Here is a 16,645-nt window from a genome sequence, read left to right as displayed (position 1 = left end):
GAAGATTGAAGGTCTTCAGCGCCATTTTTATTATTAAACTAGAAGCTTACACAGAGCTAAGCATTATTTAGATTTGCTTTGTGTTTGACTGAATTCGACTACATCTTTGTAGAAAGCACGTTCAAACTGGGTGATTGGTGCCTCCACTGGTTTGTCTGGATCTTGTTCTTCAGGGAAGTAATCACGGACAAATTGCACAAATAGAGAGTTTGGTTTTCCCGCCTTATCTAATCCGTATCCAGCCATGTTGTAACTGCCGTATAGAGAACCACTTTTGGCGATAATGTTGCCTTGAATCGGTTCTTTTCTCATGCTTTGACGGTATTTGAGCGTTCCATTCGTGCCAGATGTAGGCATAGCCTCAATCAGGTTGAGCTGTTGATCGTTTTCCCAGATATAACGAAGCACCTGTGCCATGGTCTGCGACCTCATCCGGTTATTTCTGGATAGCCCTGAACCATCGACGAGCTGCGCTTTACTGAGGTCAATATTAGCCTTGGTCAGCAATATCTGCTTTATCGCTTCAGTGCCGTTATTGAAGCTGCCCGGTTGAACATAAAATGTGGCTCCTAGCGTTTTAGTTAGATTATCTGCGATAAGGTTATCTGACTTCTTGAGCATGATATCGAGCAGTTCAGGAAGCTTTTCTGAGTTGTGACTAGCGACTAACGTGGTTTGGTCTGCTTTCTCTTTTTTACCAATAATCACATCACCTTTTACTTCTATTTTCAGTTCTTTGAGAAGCGACGTAACGACTTGATAGGTGTAAAGTTCTGGATTTTGAATCGCGAACTTGAGTGGCAGTGGCTTTTTACGTTCAACTAAGCAACCAGAGAGCTTGTAAGCGTTATCTGGTGTCGTGATGAGCTCCAAGTCGCATTGTGTTGCCTTCTGCCCAGAGCGAGTTACAGTGGCGGCAGTGGTCGTCACGTCTATCGGATAGTGAGCGGGAATATAAACGCGTGTCGCACCATTATCTTTTGTATAAATAGAGGCTTGTGCGCAGTTGCTGTCTAAGGTCATTGCACTCGAAGGCGCGCTGTAACAAACCCCTAGAATGTCCCAAGGCCACCCCACCGCTCTCTGATAGCCCGTAAAAGTCGAGTTATCGAGGTATAAGTTGCCTTTGATGGTTCTGGATTGAGATTTTGCGTATTGAGCTAAAAGGCTTTTTAGTTGTTCTCGTTGTAGGGTCGGGTCGCCACTAAATGAAATGATTGAGTCATTACCAGAACGAACAATGCTGGTCGTGTAGTGAAAGTCATCCCCTAACTCCAACTTAGCCGCCAAAGCTGTCACCAGCTTCAAAGTACTGGCGGGTGGATAGAAGCCATCACTGTTGGAATTCATTTTCTTAGAATCGCTACTCAGAGATTCCAAAATAACACTGGTGCTAGTGCCGGTAGGCAATTTATCTAGTGGGGCGTAAGCGAAAGCGTTAACTGAGAAAGCGCTAATGGAAAAACTACATACAAGTAGTGTGGATAGAAGGCGCATAGAAGATTTCTTGGATGGCTGATGTTTTCAGTATACAGATATAAAAAACGCCCGCTAGATAGCGGGCGTTTTGATTCTCAATTAACTAATTAATCAATTAGATAATCAGAATTAGAAGTCGTAACGTAGACCTAGAGCTAGCTCGTCTTCAGCGTCAGCTTTAGATGCAGTACCGTTACCTAAACCTACAGTACCAATCGTGTCATTTTCGCTGATTAGGTTGAAGTTGTACGAGATGTACGTACGGAAGTTAGGCTTGAAGTAGTATGTTGCATCGATAGCAACGTTGTCAGCTGAAGTTTCACCGTCAGTTTCTGCATTGTTGTACGTTAGAGTAAACGCAGTTTTATCTAGCGTGTAAGCCGTTGCGAATTCGTAACCTGTGTAATCACCGTTTCTCTTCGCTAGCTCACCGTCTGTGAATGTACCAGCAAAGTATAGAGCTTCAGTGCGGTAAGATGCCGCTAGCATGTACTCGTTTTCTACGTCTTGATCAGCGTAACCTGCACCTAGCTTAAAGCCAGAGTCGCCGATTGAGTAGATACCAGATAGAGAGTAGCCATCTTCGTTGTTGTCTGAGTAACCGCCGTCAACTGAATCCGTACGGTCTGCGAAGCGGTAGCTTGCTTTTACTGCTAGGTCTTGGAATTCGCCTTTGTAAGAAAGCATGTTGTCAGTACGGTCTGCTGCAGCAATTTTGTATGCTGCTGAGTTACCGTGGTAAGACATGATATCGGTAAAGTCTGTGATAACGCCTAGTGCGCCGTCGTTTTTACCGTATGTAACTTCACCGAAGTTACCGCCGATACCAGCGTAAGTGTAACGGTGATCAATATCGCTACCAGAAGTAGCTTCGCCGTCAACAACTACAGTGTTGTCAGCTGTAGTGTATTCACCTTCGTAGAAACCAACACCGTATAGACCGTCTTGGATTTCAACTTTACCTAGGAAGTTAAGACGTACACGAGAGTTGTCTTGTGCTTTGCCATCTTTTAGAGATAGACGAGCTTCCGCACGACCACCGATCTCTAGAGATGTGCCGTTTGAGCTGTATACAGAAGTACCGTCAATACCACCAGCTTGTTTACCGTCCGCTGCCACTGCGTTAGTAGCAAGAGCTGCAGCAGATACAGCAAGCGCGATCATAGTCTTGTTCATGTTATTATTTCCTAATTACTGTCCATAGAAGTTTTATCAAGGATTTGAACCCTTTTGTGTATTGCCTGTATTAATCAGGCTTCATAATCATGATTAGAACAGAAGTCTGAAAAATGCCAGTGCAATCCATGGGTTACTTTTTACCTCTAAAGTTCCATAGTCAGTTAGTAAAATGATATAAAACTAAAAAATGAACACTGTTTTATTATATCTCTTGTTGTTTAAGTGATTGTTTTTAAGTGGTTTTTATAAAAGTGTGATCTGTGTTTATTTTGTTTGTTTTTTGTTTTTTTAGGTATTTAACTCTCCACTTATTGATGGGGGGGTTATTATTCATTTTTGTGATGTCTGTAATTTAGACCTAGATAAAGCTTTTATAACGCAAAGTGGAATAAAGGTGATTTAGCCATAAAGTTTGTTTACACTAAGCCAAATCGTTTTGTTTCTATCACCCAATAAATACGTTGGGTGTATTTATGTTGGCCAAAGAAAGCTTTGGCATAGAGGTAAAAAATGGAAAAGGTTCCAATGACAGTACGTGGCGCTCAGCAGCTACGTGACGAATTAGATCGCCTACTTAAGCTACGCCCTGTTATCTCAGCAGCTATTGGTGAAGCTCGTGAACTAGGTGACCTGAAAGAGAATGCTGAATACCACGCCGCTCGTGAAGAGCAGGGTATTTGTGAAGCTCAGATCCGTGATATTGAATATAAGCTATCACTGGCTCAGATCATCGATGTAACGCAAATGGATAATACGGGCAAGATTATCTTCGGCACGACAGTGACACTGATTGATGTGGATACCGATGATGAGTTCCGCTACCAAATCGTTTCAGAAGACGAAGCAGACATCAAAACGGGTCGCATTTCTGTGAAATCGCCAATTGCTCGTGGCCTTATCGGTAAAATGGAAGGCGACGAAGTCATGATCTCTACCCCTGGTGGTGACAAAGACTTCGAAATCGACAAAGTAGAATATATCTAATTGAATTTTCTTTGTTTCTGATAAGTAAAAAGGTCGCTAAATGCGACCTTTTTCGTTTCTCACGCTACACTAAAAGATAAGCGCTGTGGCTTCCTATTAGTGAAGTTAGCTTATATTAAGCTCGCTTATTTACGTGGAATCTCGATTTTACGTGCTTCTGACTGACGGAACAGTACTAGAACTTTACCGATAGTCTGTACTTTCTCAGCTTTAGTTTCACGTACAATTGCATCGATAATCAGTTGCTTAGTCTCACGGTCTTCTGATGCAACTTTAATCTTGATCAGTTCGTGGTGGTCTAGAGCTAATTCGATTTCCGCTAGAACAGCTTCAGTAAGTCCATTTGCGCCCATTAGCACAACAGGTTTTAAACTGTGAGCTAGGCCCTTTAGATGCTGCTTTTGTTTGGTACTTAGGTTCATTACGCGGCCAATTTTCTTTACTATTAGGGTTGAAAAAACCTATTTTAACGCCATCTAAAGCTGAAGACTATAATTTATTCAGCAATTAGTACTTTCCTCCAATTTAGGTATCCAATGAGCAAACAGAAACACTCGGCCAGTTCAGGCCGTTGGTTGAAGGAACACTTCGACGACAAGTACGCAAATGAAGCAAGAAAGAAAGGCTATCGTTCACGTGCTTATTTCAAAATGGAAGAGATTCAAACGAAAGATAAATTGCTGTCTCCTGGGATGACCATTGTGGATTTGGGTGCAGCACCTGGCGGTTGGTCTCAATATGCTGCTAAGATTGTTGGAGACAACGGACAAATCATTGCATGTGACTTGTTACCAATGGATCCGATTGCTGGTGTTAGCTTTTTACAAGGTGATTTTCGCGAAGAAGCTGTGCTAGATGCCTTGTTGGAACGTATACAACCAAACATGGTTGATGTCGTGATGTCAGATATGGCACCTAATATAGCAGGCAACAATTCTGTGGATCAGCCAAGAGCTATGTATTTAGTTGAATTAGCTTTGGATATGTGTCGACAAGTTCTAGCTACCAATGGTAGTTTTGTTGTAAAAGTATTCCAAGGCGAAGGGTTTGACCAATACGTTAAGGACGTCCGTGAGATGTTTAAAACAGTAAAAGTTAGAAAACCCGACTCTTCTCGAGCTCGATCTCGTGAGGTGTTTATCGTAGCCACTGGTTACAAAGGTTAACGATTCTCTTCCAAGAGTGAGAGTTAACAACATGGCTACAGGTTACAAACTGTAGTACCCTACCTTTAATTACAATTAGTTATCGAGAGGCTTACACCTTGAGTGACATGGCAAAAAATTTAATTCTGTGGCTTGTTATCGCGGTAGTGTTGATGTCGGTATTCCAGAGCTTCGGCCCTGGGGAAAGTAACGGCAGAGCAGTAGATTACACCACGTTTGTACAGGAAGTTGGCCAAGGCCAGATTCAAGACGCACAGTTCAATAACAGCGAAATCACTTTCACACGTCGTGGTGGTGGTTCTAAGTATGTAACTTACATGCCTGTTTATGATCAAAAGCTACTTGATGACTTAATTAATCAAAACGTAAAAGTTCAGGGTACACCACCTGAAGAGCAGAGCCTGCTTGGCACTATCTTCATCTCATGGTTCCCAATGATCTTACTGATTGGTGTATGGATTTTCTTCATGCGTCAAATGCAAGGCGGAGGCGGCGGTAAAGGCGCTATGTCTTTCGGTAAGAGTAAAGCTCGAATGATGAGCGAAGAACAAATCAAAACGATGTTTGCTGATGTTGCTGGTTGTGACGAAGCAAAAGAAGACGTGAAAGAGCTTGTGGATTACCTTCGTGACCCAAGCCGCTTCCAAAAGCTAGGTGGTAAGATCCCGACAGGTATCCTGTTGGTTGGTCCTCCTGGTACGGGTAAAACATTGCTTGCAAAAGCGATTGCCGGTGAAGCGAAAGTACCGTTCTTTACTATCTCTGGTTCTGACTTCGTTGAAATGTTTGTTGGTGTTGGTGCATCTCGTGTGCGTGACATGTTCGAACAAGCGAAGAAAGCGGCACCTTGTATCATCTTTATCGATGAAATCGATGCTGTAGGTCGTCAACGTGGCGCTGGTGTTGGTGGTGGTCACGATGAACGTGAACAAACACTGAACCAAATGTTGGTTGAGATGGATGGTTTCGAAGGTAACGAAGGTATTATCGTTATCGCTGCGACTAACCGTCCAGACGTACTAGACCCTGCATTACTTCGTCCTGGTCGTTTTGACCGTCAAGTTGTGGTTGGTCTACCGGATGTACGTGGTCGAGAACAGATCCTAAAAGTACACATGCGTAAAGTGCCACTATCAGGTGATGTTGAACCATCACTGATTGCTCGTGGTACTCCAGGCTTCTCTGGTGCAGATCTTGCGAACCTTGTGAACGAAGCGGCGCTATTTGCTGCTCGTGGTAACAAGCGCAATGTATCTATGGTTGAGTTTGAACTTGCAAAAGACAAAATTATGATGGGTGCAGAGCGCCGTTCAATGGTTATGTCTGAAGAAGTGAAAGAGTCAACGGCTTACCACGAAGCGGGTCACGCAATTGTTGGTCGTTTGGTGCCTGAACACGATCCTGTGTACAAGGTTTCAATCATTCCACGTGGTCGTGCGCTTGGTGTAACTATGTACCTTCCAGAGCAAGACCGCGTAAGCATGTCTCGCCAACATCTAGAATCAATGATCTCTAGCTTGTACGGTGGTCGTCTTGCTGAAGAACTTATCTACGGTAAAGACAAAGTTTCGACTGGTGCGTCTAACGATATCGAACGTGCAACTGATATTGCTCGTAAGATGGTAACGCAGTGGGGCTTCTCTGAAAAACTGGGTCCTCTTCTATATGCTGAAGAAGAAGGCGAAGTTTTCCTAGGTCGCGGTATGAGCCAAGCGAAACATGTTTCTGACGATACGACTAAGCTGATCGATGAAGAAATTCGTATTCTAATCGACCGCAACTATGCTCGTGCGAAGCAAATTCTTGAAGAGAACATGGATATCATGCACTCGATGAAAGACGCGCTAATGAAGTTTGAAACGATTGATGCAGGTCAGATTGATGACTTGATGGAACGTAAAGACGACATTCGTGAGCCAGCGGGTTGGGGTGATCAGGCGAAAGCAGAACCTGCAAAGGAAGAAGCTAAGCCTGAAGCGAAATCCGAAGAAGCAACAGCTGAACCAAAAGCTGAAGAGTCGAAAGTTGAAGAAGTTAAATCTGAAACAGATGATGCTCAAAACAAAGATTCTTAATTGCTAAGCTTTAAATTAAAACCCTGAGTACGCTCAGGGTTTTTCTGTTTATAGCCCAAGATGTTTTTACCTTTAAGACCCGCCTTTCATGATATTAAAAGCACATAATAAAACGCTCGTTTTAGACCGCCCACATGTGATGGGGATCCTCAATGTTACGCCTGACTCTTTCTCTGATGGCGGAAAATTCAATTCATTAGATAATGCTTTAGTGCAAGCAGAGCGAATGATTCAAGCTGGTGTTAGCATTATTGACATTGGTGGTGAATCAACTCGCCCGGGAGCACCTGACGTTCCTTTAGAGGAAGAGCTCGCTCGTGTTATTCCTGCCATTAAAGCAATTCGCGCCAAGTTTGATGTGTGGATCTCCATTGATACCAGTAAAGCTGAAGTGATGCGCCAAGCCGTTGAAGCGGGGGCTGATTTGATCAATGATGTGCGCGCACTGCAAGAGCCCGGAGCTTTAGAGGCGGCGGCCGATGCTAATGTGCCAGTTTGCCTGATGCACATGAAAGGTCAGCCGAGAACCATGCAAGCCAACCCAAATTACGATGATGTTCTAACGGATGTTGAAGCGTTCTTAAAAGAAAGGGTGGAGGCTTGTGAGGCTGTTGGCATATCAAAAGAGCAGCTGATTCTGGATCCTGGTTTTGGCTTTGGTAAAACCATTGAGCATAATTACCACCTATTAGCGCACCTTGAAAAATTTCACACGCTTGGGTTGCCCGTCTTAGCGGGGATGTCGAGAAAATCGATGATCTTTAAGCTACTAGCCAAAGCTCCAGCAGATTGCATGGTCGCTAGCGTCACTTGCGCTACCATCGCTGCAATCAAAGGTGCACAAATTATTCGCGTTCACGATGTTGAAGATACATTGGAAGCGATGAAGATAATCGAAGTGATGAATAACAATCACTAATCATAATTAAGGAAAATCAATATGTCTGATAAGAGACGTTACTTCGGCACAGATGGTGTACGTGGCAAAGTTGGCCAGTACCCGATTACACCTGATTTTGTTCTGAAGCTTGGCTGGGCTGCGGGTCGTGTTCTTGCGAAGCAAGGCACAAAGAAAGTCATCATTGGTAAAGATACTCGTATCTCTGGCTACATGTTGGAGTCTGCGCTAGAAGCTGGCCTTGCTGCTGCTGGTCTTCAGGCTACGTTTACTGGCCCAATGCCAACACCTGCTGTTGCTTACCTAACTCAAACCTTCCGCGCTGAAGCGGGTATTGTTATCTCTGCATCGCACAACCCTTACTACGATAACGGTATCAAGTTCTTCTCTTCTGAGGGAACAAAACTGCCGGACGATATCGAGTTGGCGATTGAAGCTGAATTGGATAAAGACATCGAATGTGTTGACTCATTCGAACTTGGTAAAGCGGTACGTTTGAACGATGCGGCTGGCCGTTACATTGAATTCTGTAAGAGCACATTCCCAAATCATATGACGCTTGCAGGAATGAAGATTGTTGTCGATTGTGCACATGGTGCCACTTACCATATTGCTCCTGCTGTATTTAAAGAGCTGGGTGCAGAAGTTATTGCGATTGGTGTTGAGCCAAACGGTACTAACATTAACCACGAAGTAGGTGCGACGGATGTACGTGCTCTGCAAGCAAAAGTGCTTGAAGAGAAAGCGGCATTAGGCCTTGGCTTTGATGGTGATGGTGACCGTATCATCATGGTTGACGAGCTAGGCAACAAAGTGGATGGTGATCAAATTGCTTACATCATTGCTCGTGATGCACTGCGTCGCGGTGAGTTGAAAGGCGGCGTTGTTGGTACACTAATGACCAACCTTGGTATGGAAAACGGCCTTAAGCAGTTAGGTATTCCGTTTGTTCGTGCTGCTGTTGGTGACCGTTACGTGATGGAGCAGCTTCTTGCTAAAGGCTGGAAGATCGGTGCTGAAAACTCGGGGCACGTTATCCTACTGGATAAAGTGACGACGGGTGATGCTATCGTTGCTGCTCTGCAAGTGTTGGCTTCAGTTGTTGATAGCGAAATGACACTGAATGAGCTGTCTCAAGGCATGACGTTGTACCCTCAAGTTCTAGAAAACGTTCGTTTCAGCGGAGATTCAAACCCATTGGAAGCCGAAGCGGTAAAAGCAGCGGTTGTTGAAGTGGAAGCAGAGCTTGGCGAGAAAGGTCGTGTGCTACTACGCAAGTCTGGTACAGAACCACTACTGCGTGTCATGGTTGAAGGCGAAGATGCTGAGCTTGTTCAAGCGTCCGCGCTTAAGATTGCAGATGCAGTAAAAGCAAACTGCTAATTTAACCTTTTACTTAGCTGGCGCAGCGAATAGCGCCTGTGATTAGAAGTGGTTGACTTATATCACGGTCAAAAGATATAACGGTCAAAAGAGACGTAAATGAGTTTTGTGTCGCTTTTGACCTTTTTTTGACCATTCACTTGGTAAAGGCTTATTTTTTAGCAAATTCTCCTTGTCAGCCATCGTCGCATTCGCTAGTATTGCTCGGCCTTCAGTTAGGAGGTCGCTAGCCTTGTTCTTAAAAATAGTTTTTTGAACGGCGCTGGCTCAACAATTAGGAACATAGGTGGAAAAATGTTTACAGTTCTACTTGTGATTTACCTGTTGGCAGCGCTTGGTGTAATTGGCCTAGTGTTGATTCAACAAGGTAAAGGCGCAGATATGGGAGCCTCTTTCGGTGCTGGCGCTTCAAACACTGTGTTTGGTGCTGGTGGCTCAGGAAATTTCCTTACCCGAATGACTGCAATTTTTGCAACTACATTTTTTATCCTTAGCTTAGTGCTTGGTAATATGTCTACACATAAAACTGAGTCACAGTGGATTGACCCGACCCAAGGTCAGGTAATTCAACAAGCTGATGATGCAGTGAGTGAAGTTCCGGCGCAAGGCGAAGAAATTCCACAATAATCTGTAAAGATTTGATGCCGAGATGGTGAAATTGGTAGACACGCTAGCATGAGGTGCTAGTGCCTTAGGGTGTGAGGGTTCGAGTCCCTCTCTCGGCACCATGTTTACAAACTTGTAAAACATCTTGTTGGGCGTATAATGCTCGCAAGTCGGACGCGGGATGGAGCAGTTTGGTAGCTCGTCGGGCTCATAACCCGAAGGTCGTCGGTTCAAATCCGGCTCCCGCAACCAATTTCAATGCTATTATATAGCTTGTATTGGTAGCAAGTTTGCACAGTGTGAACCTCACTGTGAGTTAAGTGCGATATCGAATGTGATGGCACTTAACATATAAGGGTCCAGCAACAAAAACCCCGGCTTATACGGGGTTTTTTGTTATCTAAGCATTTGTAAATGTATTTAGATAATGTTTGCTTGGAATTTAAATTGGGCTTTGAGCCCTTTTTTTGTTTCTGGAGTGGTTAAATGACTGGTTTAGAAAGACAACTTACTGAAATGCTTGACGCTCCAGTAGCAGCATCAGGTTATGAGTTAGTTGGATTAGAATTTATTCGTGCTGGTGAGCACTCAACGCTACGTATTTACATCGATTCACCAAACGGTATCAATGTAGATGATTGCGCTGAAGTTAGTCACCAAGTAAGTGCCGTAATGGACGTTGAAGATCCAATTTCAGTGGCTTATAACCTTGAAGTGTCTTCACCAGGTTTAGAGAGACCACTGTTCAAAGCAGAGCATTACCAACAATTTATTGGTCACGAGGTAAGCATCGTTTTGAAAATGGCTGTCGGCAACCGTCGTAAATGGAAAGGTGATATCCAATCTATCGAAGGCGAGACAGTGAAAGTATTGGTTGAAGGACAAGAAGAAGAATTCGTCCTGAGCAATATTGCGAAAGCTAACCTGATCCCTAAATTTTAGTTCTCCTAGAGAGAAGAGCTTAAGAGGCTAGATTAATGAACAAAGAAATTTTGGCGGTAGTAGAAGCTGTTTCAAATGAGAAAGCAGTTCCTCGTGAGCGTATTTTTGAAGCGCTTGAAATCGCGCTTGCAACGGCAACAAAAAAGAAAAGCGAACTAGAAATTGAAGTTCGCGTTGAAATTGACCGTAAAACGGGTGATTTCGAAACTTTCCGTCGTTGGGAAGCTGTTGAGGAAGTTGAATTCCCAACAAAAGAAATCTCTATTGAAGCTGCAAAGTACGATGACCCAGAGATCGAACTTGGCGGTTTCATTGAAGATGATATCGAATCAGTAACGTTTGACCGTATTACGACTCAAACGGCTAAGCAAGTTATCGTACAGAAAGTACGTGAAGCTGAACGCGCTCAAATCGTTGAGCAGTTCATCGATAACGAAGGCGAGCTAGTAACTGGCGCAGTTAAGAAAGTTAACCGTGACACTATTATCCTAGACCTAGGTAACAACGCTGAAGCGGTAATCCTTCGAGATGACCAACTTCCTCGTGAAAATTTCCGTCCAGGTGACCGTGTTCGTGGTCTTCTTTACGCAGTTAAACCAGAAGCTCGTGGTTTCCAGCTTTTCGTTACTCGTTCGAAGCCAGAAATGCTAGCTGAACTATTCCGTGTTGAAGTGCCTGAGATTGGTGAAGAGCTAATTGAACTTAAAGGTGCTGCACGTGACGCTGGTTCTCGTGCTAAAATCGCTGTGAAAACAAACGACAAACGTATTGACCCAGTTGGTGCGTGTGTTGGTATGCGTGGCGCACGTGTACAAGCTGTTTCTAACGATCTTGGTGGTGAGCGTATTGATATCGTTCTTTGGGATGATAACCCGGCTCAATTCGTAATCAACGCAATGGCTCCTGCTGATGTTGCTTCAATCATCGTTGATGAAGACGCACACTCTATGGATATCGCTGTTGAAGCGGATAACCTAGCACAAGCGATTGGCCGTAGCGGTCAAAACGTACGTCTAGCGTCTCAACTTACTGGTTGGGAACTGAACGTAATGACTGTTGCTGATCTTGAGAAGAAGCACCAAGAAGAAGCAGTTGCTTCTATTGAAAACTTCATGAAGCACCTAGACATTGAAGAAGACTTTGCTCAAATGCTTGTTGAAGAAGGCTTCTCTACGCTTGAAGAAGTAGCATACGTTCCTGTGAACGAGCTTCTTGAAGTAGACGGTCTAGACGAAGGTATCGTTGAAGAACTACGTAACCGCGCAAAAGACGCACTGACTACTCTAGCGCTAGCGAAAGAAGAAACTTTCGACGGTGTTGAGCCTGCTGAAGACTTACTTGCACTTGAAGGTCTTGAGCGTGAAATGGCTTACAAGCTAGCAGCAAAAGGCGTTGCGACATTGGAAGACCTAGCTGACCAAGGCGTTGATGAACTAGAAGGCATCGAAGACCTAACTGCAGAGCGTGCAGGCGAGCTAATTATGGCTGCGCGTAACATCTGTTGGTTCGGCGACGAAGAATAATTCAGCAAGGAGAGAAAGCGGTATGACACAATTAACAGTTAAAGCACTGAGTGAAGAGATTGGTACGCCAGTTGACCGCTTAATTGAACAACTTGCTGATGCAGGAATGAAGAAAGCAGGGTCGGATCAAGTGACTGATTCAGAGAAGCAAACATTGCTAACGCACCTTAAAAAGGAGCACGGCGATACTTCAGGTGAAACAGAACCGACTCGTTTAACTCTTCAACGCAAGACCCGCAGCACGCTAAGTGTTGCCGCTGGAGGCGGTAAGAGTAAGGATGTTCAAGTAGAGGTACGTAAAAAGCGTACTTACGTGAAGCGCAGCACTATTGAAGATGAAGCGAAACGTGAAGCTGAGGAAGTAGCTAATCGTGAAGCGGAAGAGAAAGCACAACGCGATGCTGAAGAGCAAGCGAAACGTGATGCTGCAGAGAAAGCACAGCGCGAAGCCGAAGAAAAAGTAACACGTGAAGCGGATGCAAAACGTGAAGCTGAAGAGAAGGCTCAACGCGCACAAGCTGAAAAGGCTAAAAAAGACATGAATTCAAAAAATGCAGACGCTAACGCACAAGCGAAAAAAGAAGCGGATGAACTTAAAGCTCGTCAAGAGCAAGAAGCAACTCGTAAAGCAGAAGCTGAAGCAGCTAAGCTTGTTGAAGAAGCTCGTAAGTTAGCAGAAGAGAACCAAGAACGTTGGTCTGAAGAAGAGAAGAAGAAGAAAGAGCAAGAGAAATCTGCGGATTACCATGTGACTACTTCTACTTACGCTCGTGAAGCTGAAGATGCGGCAGATAAGAAAGATGAGAAAGCACCTCGTCGTCGCAAGAAGAAAGCAGCTCCTGCTAACCAACCTGCAAACAACCGTGGTGGTCGTAACCAACGTGGTCGTGGCGGTAAAGGTAAGCTTGCTAAACCAACTTCAATGCAGCAAGGCTTCGATAAGTCAGCAACTGTTGCTAAATCTGACGTTGCTATCGGCGAAACTATCGTTGTTTCTGAACTGGCTAGCAAAATGTCAGTTAAAGCAACTGAAGTTATCAAAGTAATGATGAAGATGGGCGCTATGGCGACTATCAACCAAGTGATCGACCAAGAAACAGCACAACTTGTTGCTGAAGAAATGGGCCACAAGGTAATCCTACGTAAAGAAAACGAACTTGAAGAAGCAGTACTAGCTGACCGTGATAGCGATGCTATCGCTGAAGGTCGTGCTCCTGTTGTTACTATCATGGGTCACGTTGACCACGGTAAAACTTCAACACTTGATTACATTCGTAAAGCACACGTTGCTTCTGGCGAAGCTGGCGGTATCACGCAGCACATTGGTGCTTACCACGTAGATACTGACAACGGCATGATCACTTTCCTTGATACTCCTGGACACGCGGCGTTTACAGCTATGCGTGCTCGTGGTGCTCAAGCGACAGATATCGTTGTACTTGTAGTTGCAGCAGACGATGGCGTAATGCCACAAACAATCGAAGCAATCCAGCACGCGAAAGCGGCAGGCGTTCCTCTGATTGTTGCTGTGAACAAGATCGATAAAGAGGGTGCAAACCCAGACAACGTTAAGAATGAGCTAGCTCAATACGACGTTATCCCTGAAGAATGGGGCGGTGAGAACATCTTCGTTCACATCTCTGCAAAACAGGGTACAAACATCGATGGTCTTTTAGAAGCAATCCTTCTTCAGTCTGAAGTTCTTGAACTTACAGCGGTTAAAGAAGGTATGGCGTCTGGTGTTGTTGTTGAATCTCGTCTTGATAAAGGTCGCGGTCCAGTTGCAACAGTACTAGTACAGTCTGGTACTCTAAACAAAGGCGATATCGTTCTTTGTGGTCAAGAGTACGGCCGTGTTCGTGCAATGCGCGATGAGAACGGCAGAGACATCGAAACTGCAGGTCCATCTATCCCTGTAGAAATTCTAGGTCTTTCTGGTGTACCTGCATCAGGTGACGAAGCGACTGTTGTACGTGATGAGCGTAAAGCACGTGAAGTTGCGAACTACCGTCAAGGTAAATTCCGTGATGTTAAACTAGCTCGCCAACAAAAAGCGAAACTAGAGAACATGTTCGCGAACATGACGGCTGGCGAAGTTGCTGAGCTTAACGTTGTACTTAAAGCTGACGTTCAAGGTTCTGTAGAAGCGATTGCTGACTCTCTACTGAAACTGTCTACTGACGAAGTTAAAGTGAACATCGTAGGTTCTGGTGTTGGTGGTATTACTGAAACTGATGCAACTCTTGCTGCAGCTTCTAACGCTATCATCCTTGGTTTCAACGTTCGTGCTGACGCAACTGCGCGTAACACGGTTCAGAACGAAAACCTAGATCTACGTTACTACTCAATCATTTACCAACTAATTGACGAAGTTAAACAGGCGATGGGCGGTATGCTTGCTCCTGAATTCCGTCAAGAGATCATTGGTCTTGCACAAGTTCGTGACGTATTTAAGTCGCCTAAACTTGGTGCAATCGCTGGTTGTATCGTTACTGAAGGTACGATTAAGCGTAGCAACCCAATCCGCGTACTTCGTGAAAACGTTGTTATCTACGAAGGTGAACTAGAGTCACTTCGTCGCTTTAAAGATGACGTACAAGAAGTTAAGAACGGTTACGAGTGTGGTGTCGGCGTTAAGAACTACAACGACGTTCGCGTTGGTGACCAGATCGAAGTATTCGAAATCGTTGAGGTTAAACGTACTCTAGACTAATCAGTCTGTACGACTCGACATATTGACTAAGGTTACTAACATTACTAGTAAAGGTAATAAGTAATCGGTTGTTGAATACACCATGGGGGGCTGGTAATTACCAAGCCCCCCATCTTTCTAAGTGAGAAAAGAAAATGTCAAAAGAATTTAGCCGCACACAACGTGTGTCTCAGCAGCTTCAAAAAGAGCTTGCGCTTATCCTACAACGTGAAGTTCGTGACTCACGTATTGGTATGGTAACTATCTCAGACGTAGAAGTGTCTCGTGACCTTGCTTACGCAAAAGTGTTCGTGACTTTCCTGTGTGTTGGTGAGCAAACTCCTGAATCATGTCTTAAAGCTCTTAAAGAGCATGAAGTGCCAGTTCGTATGGCTCTTGGTAAGCGTATTCGCCACCGTCTAACGCCTGAAGTTCGTTTTACTTACGACAACACACTAGTAGAAGGCATGCGTATGTCTAACCTAGTAAGTGAAGTTCTGAACGACGACAAGCGTAAGCAAGAAGAAGCTGGCCGCACTGACGAAACTCAGTCTAAGGGCGAAGAGTAATGGCTCGCCGTCGTAAAGGTCGCCCTATCAACGGGGTAATTCTATTAGATAAGCCGACTGGTATTTCGTCTAATGATGCACTGCAAAAAGTAAAGCGTATTTACTTTGCAGAGAAGGCAGGGCACACCGGTGCTCTGGATCCTCTTGCGACTGGCATGCTGCCAATTTGTCTTGGTGAAGCGACGAAGTTCTCTCAGTTTCTTCTAGATTCTGATAAGCGCTACGTTGTTATCGCTAAGCTTGGTGAGCGTACCAATACCTCTGACTCAGATGGTGAAGTGGTAGAGACACGTGATGTTAACGTGACTCAAGAACAGCTTGAGCGTTGCATTGCGAGCTTCAAGGGTGAAACCGATCAAATACCATCAATGTTTTCGGCATTGAAGTATCAAGGTAAGCCTTTGTACGAATACGCACGTGCAGGTATCGAGGTTCCTCGTGAGTCTCGTAAGATCACTGTGTACTCTATTGAACTGCTTCGCTTTGAAGGTGATGAAGTTGAAATGGAAGTGCATTGTTCGAAAGGCACATACATCCGCACAATTACCGACGATCTTGGTGAAATGCTAGGTTGTGGTGCTCACGTGACTATGCTTCGTCGTACTGGTGTAGCGAAGTACCCATACGAGCGTATGGTGACTTTGGATCAGTTAAACGAGATCCTAGAGCAAGCACTGGCGCAAGAAATTGCACCGAAAGAGCTGCTTGATCCACTGCTGATGCCAATGGACACTGCTGTTGAAGACTTACCAGAAGTAAACTTGAACGCGGAACTGACTGACCTAGTTCAGCACGGTATGCCAGTTCAGGTTGCTGGTGCGCCAACTGAAGGCACGGTTCGTATGACAAGTGGCGAAGAGAAGCTGTTTGTCGGCGTTGCTCAGATTGCTGAAGATGGTCGAGTTGCACCGAAGCGTTTGGTTGTTTTCAGAGATGAAGAGCAACAAGCGTAGCGCTTACATCGTGTCTGATCTTAGCGCTGAGTCGTGAAAAGCGAGCAAATAAGACAGAAAGCGAACGCCTAATTTAGGTGGTTCGCTTTTTTCGTTTTTAATGGGTTCGATTGTTATTGCACCAACTGACAAACTTCCCTATAATCCTCGGCTCGCGTAGCGGCTGAATCAGAGATTGGCTGCTACAAATATAAAC

General features: G+C 44.6%; 14 protein-coding genes and 2 tRNA genes. 13 read left to right on the top strand and 3 right to left on the bottom strand.

Annotation, left to right across the window (positions count from 1 at the left end; all coding sequences use genetic code 11):
- Positions 1-63: 63 nt before the first annotated feature.
- Both dacB and HRQ85_RS15180 read right to left on the bottom strand, forming a co-directional pair.
- Entirely contained in the window at positions 64-1,497 is a 1,434-nt protein-coding gene (gene dacB / locus HRQ85_RS15185) for a serine-type D-Ala-D-Ala carboxypeptidase (RefSeq protein WP_172379970.1), read from the bottom strand.
- Positions 1,498-1,608: 111 nt separating this feature from the next.
- Positions 1,609-2,655, bottom strand: a complete 1,047-nt coding sequence (locus tag HRQ85_RS15180) for a porin (protein WP_052878849.1) — start codon at positions 2,653-2,655, stop codon at positions 1,609-1,611.
- A gap of 513 nt (positions 2,656-3,168) precedes the next feature.
- Between HRQ85_RS15180 and greA the strand changes: the two genes are divergently transcribed.
- Entirely contained in the window at positions 3,169-3,642 is a 474-nt protein-coding gene (greA, locus tag HRQ85_RS15175) for a transcription elongation factor GreA (protein ID WP_017059397.1), read from the top strand.
- A 125-nt stretch (positions 3,643-3,767) separates the two neighbouring features.
- Here greA and yhbY read toward each other — a convergent pair whose 3' ends face one another.
- Positions 3,768-4,064 carry a ribosome assembly RNA-binding protein YhbY gene (gene yhbY / locus HRQ85_RS15170; protein ID WP_004738252.1) on the bottom strand — a complete coding sequence of 99 codons (297 nt, stop codon included), beginning with the start codon at positions 4,062-4,064 and terminating at the stop codon, positions 3,768-3,770.
- 114 nt (positions 4,065-4,178) lie between these two features.
- On the opposite strand from yhbY, the gene rlmE reads away from it, so the two are divergent.
- From rlmE to truB, 12 genes are all read left to right on the top strand, one after another.
- Positions 4,179-4,808 (top strand): 23S rRNA (uridine(2552)-2'-O)-methyltransferase RlmE, encoded by a 630-nt coding sequence (gene rlmE, locus HRQ85_RS15165; protein ID WP_017059396.1) that lies wholly within the window; start codon positions 4,179-4,181, stop codon positions 4,806-4,808.
- Positions 4,809-4,915: 107 nt separating this feature from the next.
- Positions 4,916-6,883: an ATP-dependent zinc metalloprotease FtsH gene (gene ftsH, locus HRQ85_RS15160; RefSeq protein WP_048612308.1), complete on the top strand. Its 1,968-nt coding sequence runs from the start codon at positions 4,916-4,918 to the stop codon at positions 6,881-6,883.
- An 88-nt stretch (positions 6,884-6,971) separates the two neighbouring features.
- Entirely contained in the window at positions 6,972-7,802 is an 831-nt protein-coding gene (gene folP / locus HRQ85_RS15155) for a dihydropteroate synthase (protein WP_172379969.1), read from the top strand.
- A 21-nt stretch (positions 7,803-7,823) separates the two neighbouring features.
- A complete protein-coding gene (gene glmM / locus HRQ85_RS15150; RefSeq protein ID WP_019824349.1) occupies positions 7,824-9,164 on the top strand; it encodes a phosphoglucosamine mutase in 1,341 nt (446 codons plus the stop codon).
- A 294-nt stretch (positions 9,165-9,458) separates the two neighbouring features.
- Positions 9,459-9,791, top strand: coding sequence for a preprotein translocase subunit SecG (secG, locus tag HRQ85_RS15145; protein WP_172379968.1), 333 nt, complete (start codon positions 9,459-9,461; stop codon positions 9,789-9,791).
- A gap of 16 nt (positions 9,792-9,807) precedes the next feature.
- Positions 9,808-9,892, top strand: a tRNA-Leu gene (locus tag HRQ85_RS15140).
- Between the two features lie 53 nt (positions 9,893-9,945).
- Positions 9,946-10,022: transfer RNA gene (locus HRQ85_RS15135), tRNA-Met, on the top strand.
- A gap of 234 nt (positions 10,023-10,256) precedes the next feature.
- On the top strand, positions 10,257-10,712 hold the full coding sequence (gene rimP, locus HRQ85_RS15130) for a ribosome maturation factor RimP (RefSeq protein ID WP_004738265.1): 456 nt from the start codon (positions 10,257-10,259) through the stop codon (positions 10,710-10,712).
- Between the two features lie 35 nt (positions 10,713-10,747).
- Positions 10,748-12,235 (top strand): transcription termination factor NusA, encoded by a 1,488-nt coding sequence (gene nusA / locus HRQ85_RS15125; protein ID WP_017059230.1) that lies wholly within the window; start codon positions 10,748-10,750, stop codon positions 12,233-12,235.
- Between the two features lie 22 nt (positions 12,236-12,257).
- On the top strand, positions 12,258-14,948 hold the full coding sequence (gene infB / locus HRQ85_RS15120) for a translation initiation factor IF-2 (RefSeq protein WP_059020115.1): 2,691 nt from the start codon (positions 12,258-12,260) through the stop codon (positions 14,946-14,948).
- 134 nt (positions 14,949-15,082) lie between these two features.
- Positions 15,083-15,496, top strand: coding sequence for a 30S ribosome-binding factor RbfA (rbfA, locus tag HRQ85_RS15115; protein ID WP_017065964.1), 414 nt, complete (start codon positions 15,083-15,085; stop codon positions 15,494-15,496).
- A complete protein-coding gene (gene truB / locus HRQ85_RS15110) occupies positions 15,496-16,449 on the top strand; it encodes a tRNA pseudouridine(55) synthase TruB (RefSeq protein WP_172379967.1) in 954 nt (317 codons plus the stop codon). Before rbfA ends, truB begins: the two co-directional genes overlap by 1 nt.
- Positions 16,450-16,645: the final 196 nt, after the last annotated feature.

Origin of the sequence: Vibrio sp. Vb339 (assembly GCF_902751245.1) — a bacterium.
Lineage (GTDB): Bacteria > Pseudomonadota > Gammaproteobacteria > Enterobacterales > Vibrionaceae > Vibrio > Vibrio coralliirubri.
The sequence above is the reverse complement of the archived record's forward strand: the minus strand, read 5'-3'. Positions and strand labels throughout refer to the sequence as shown.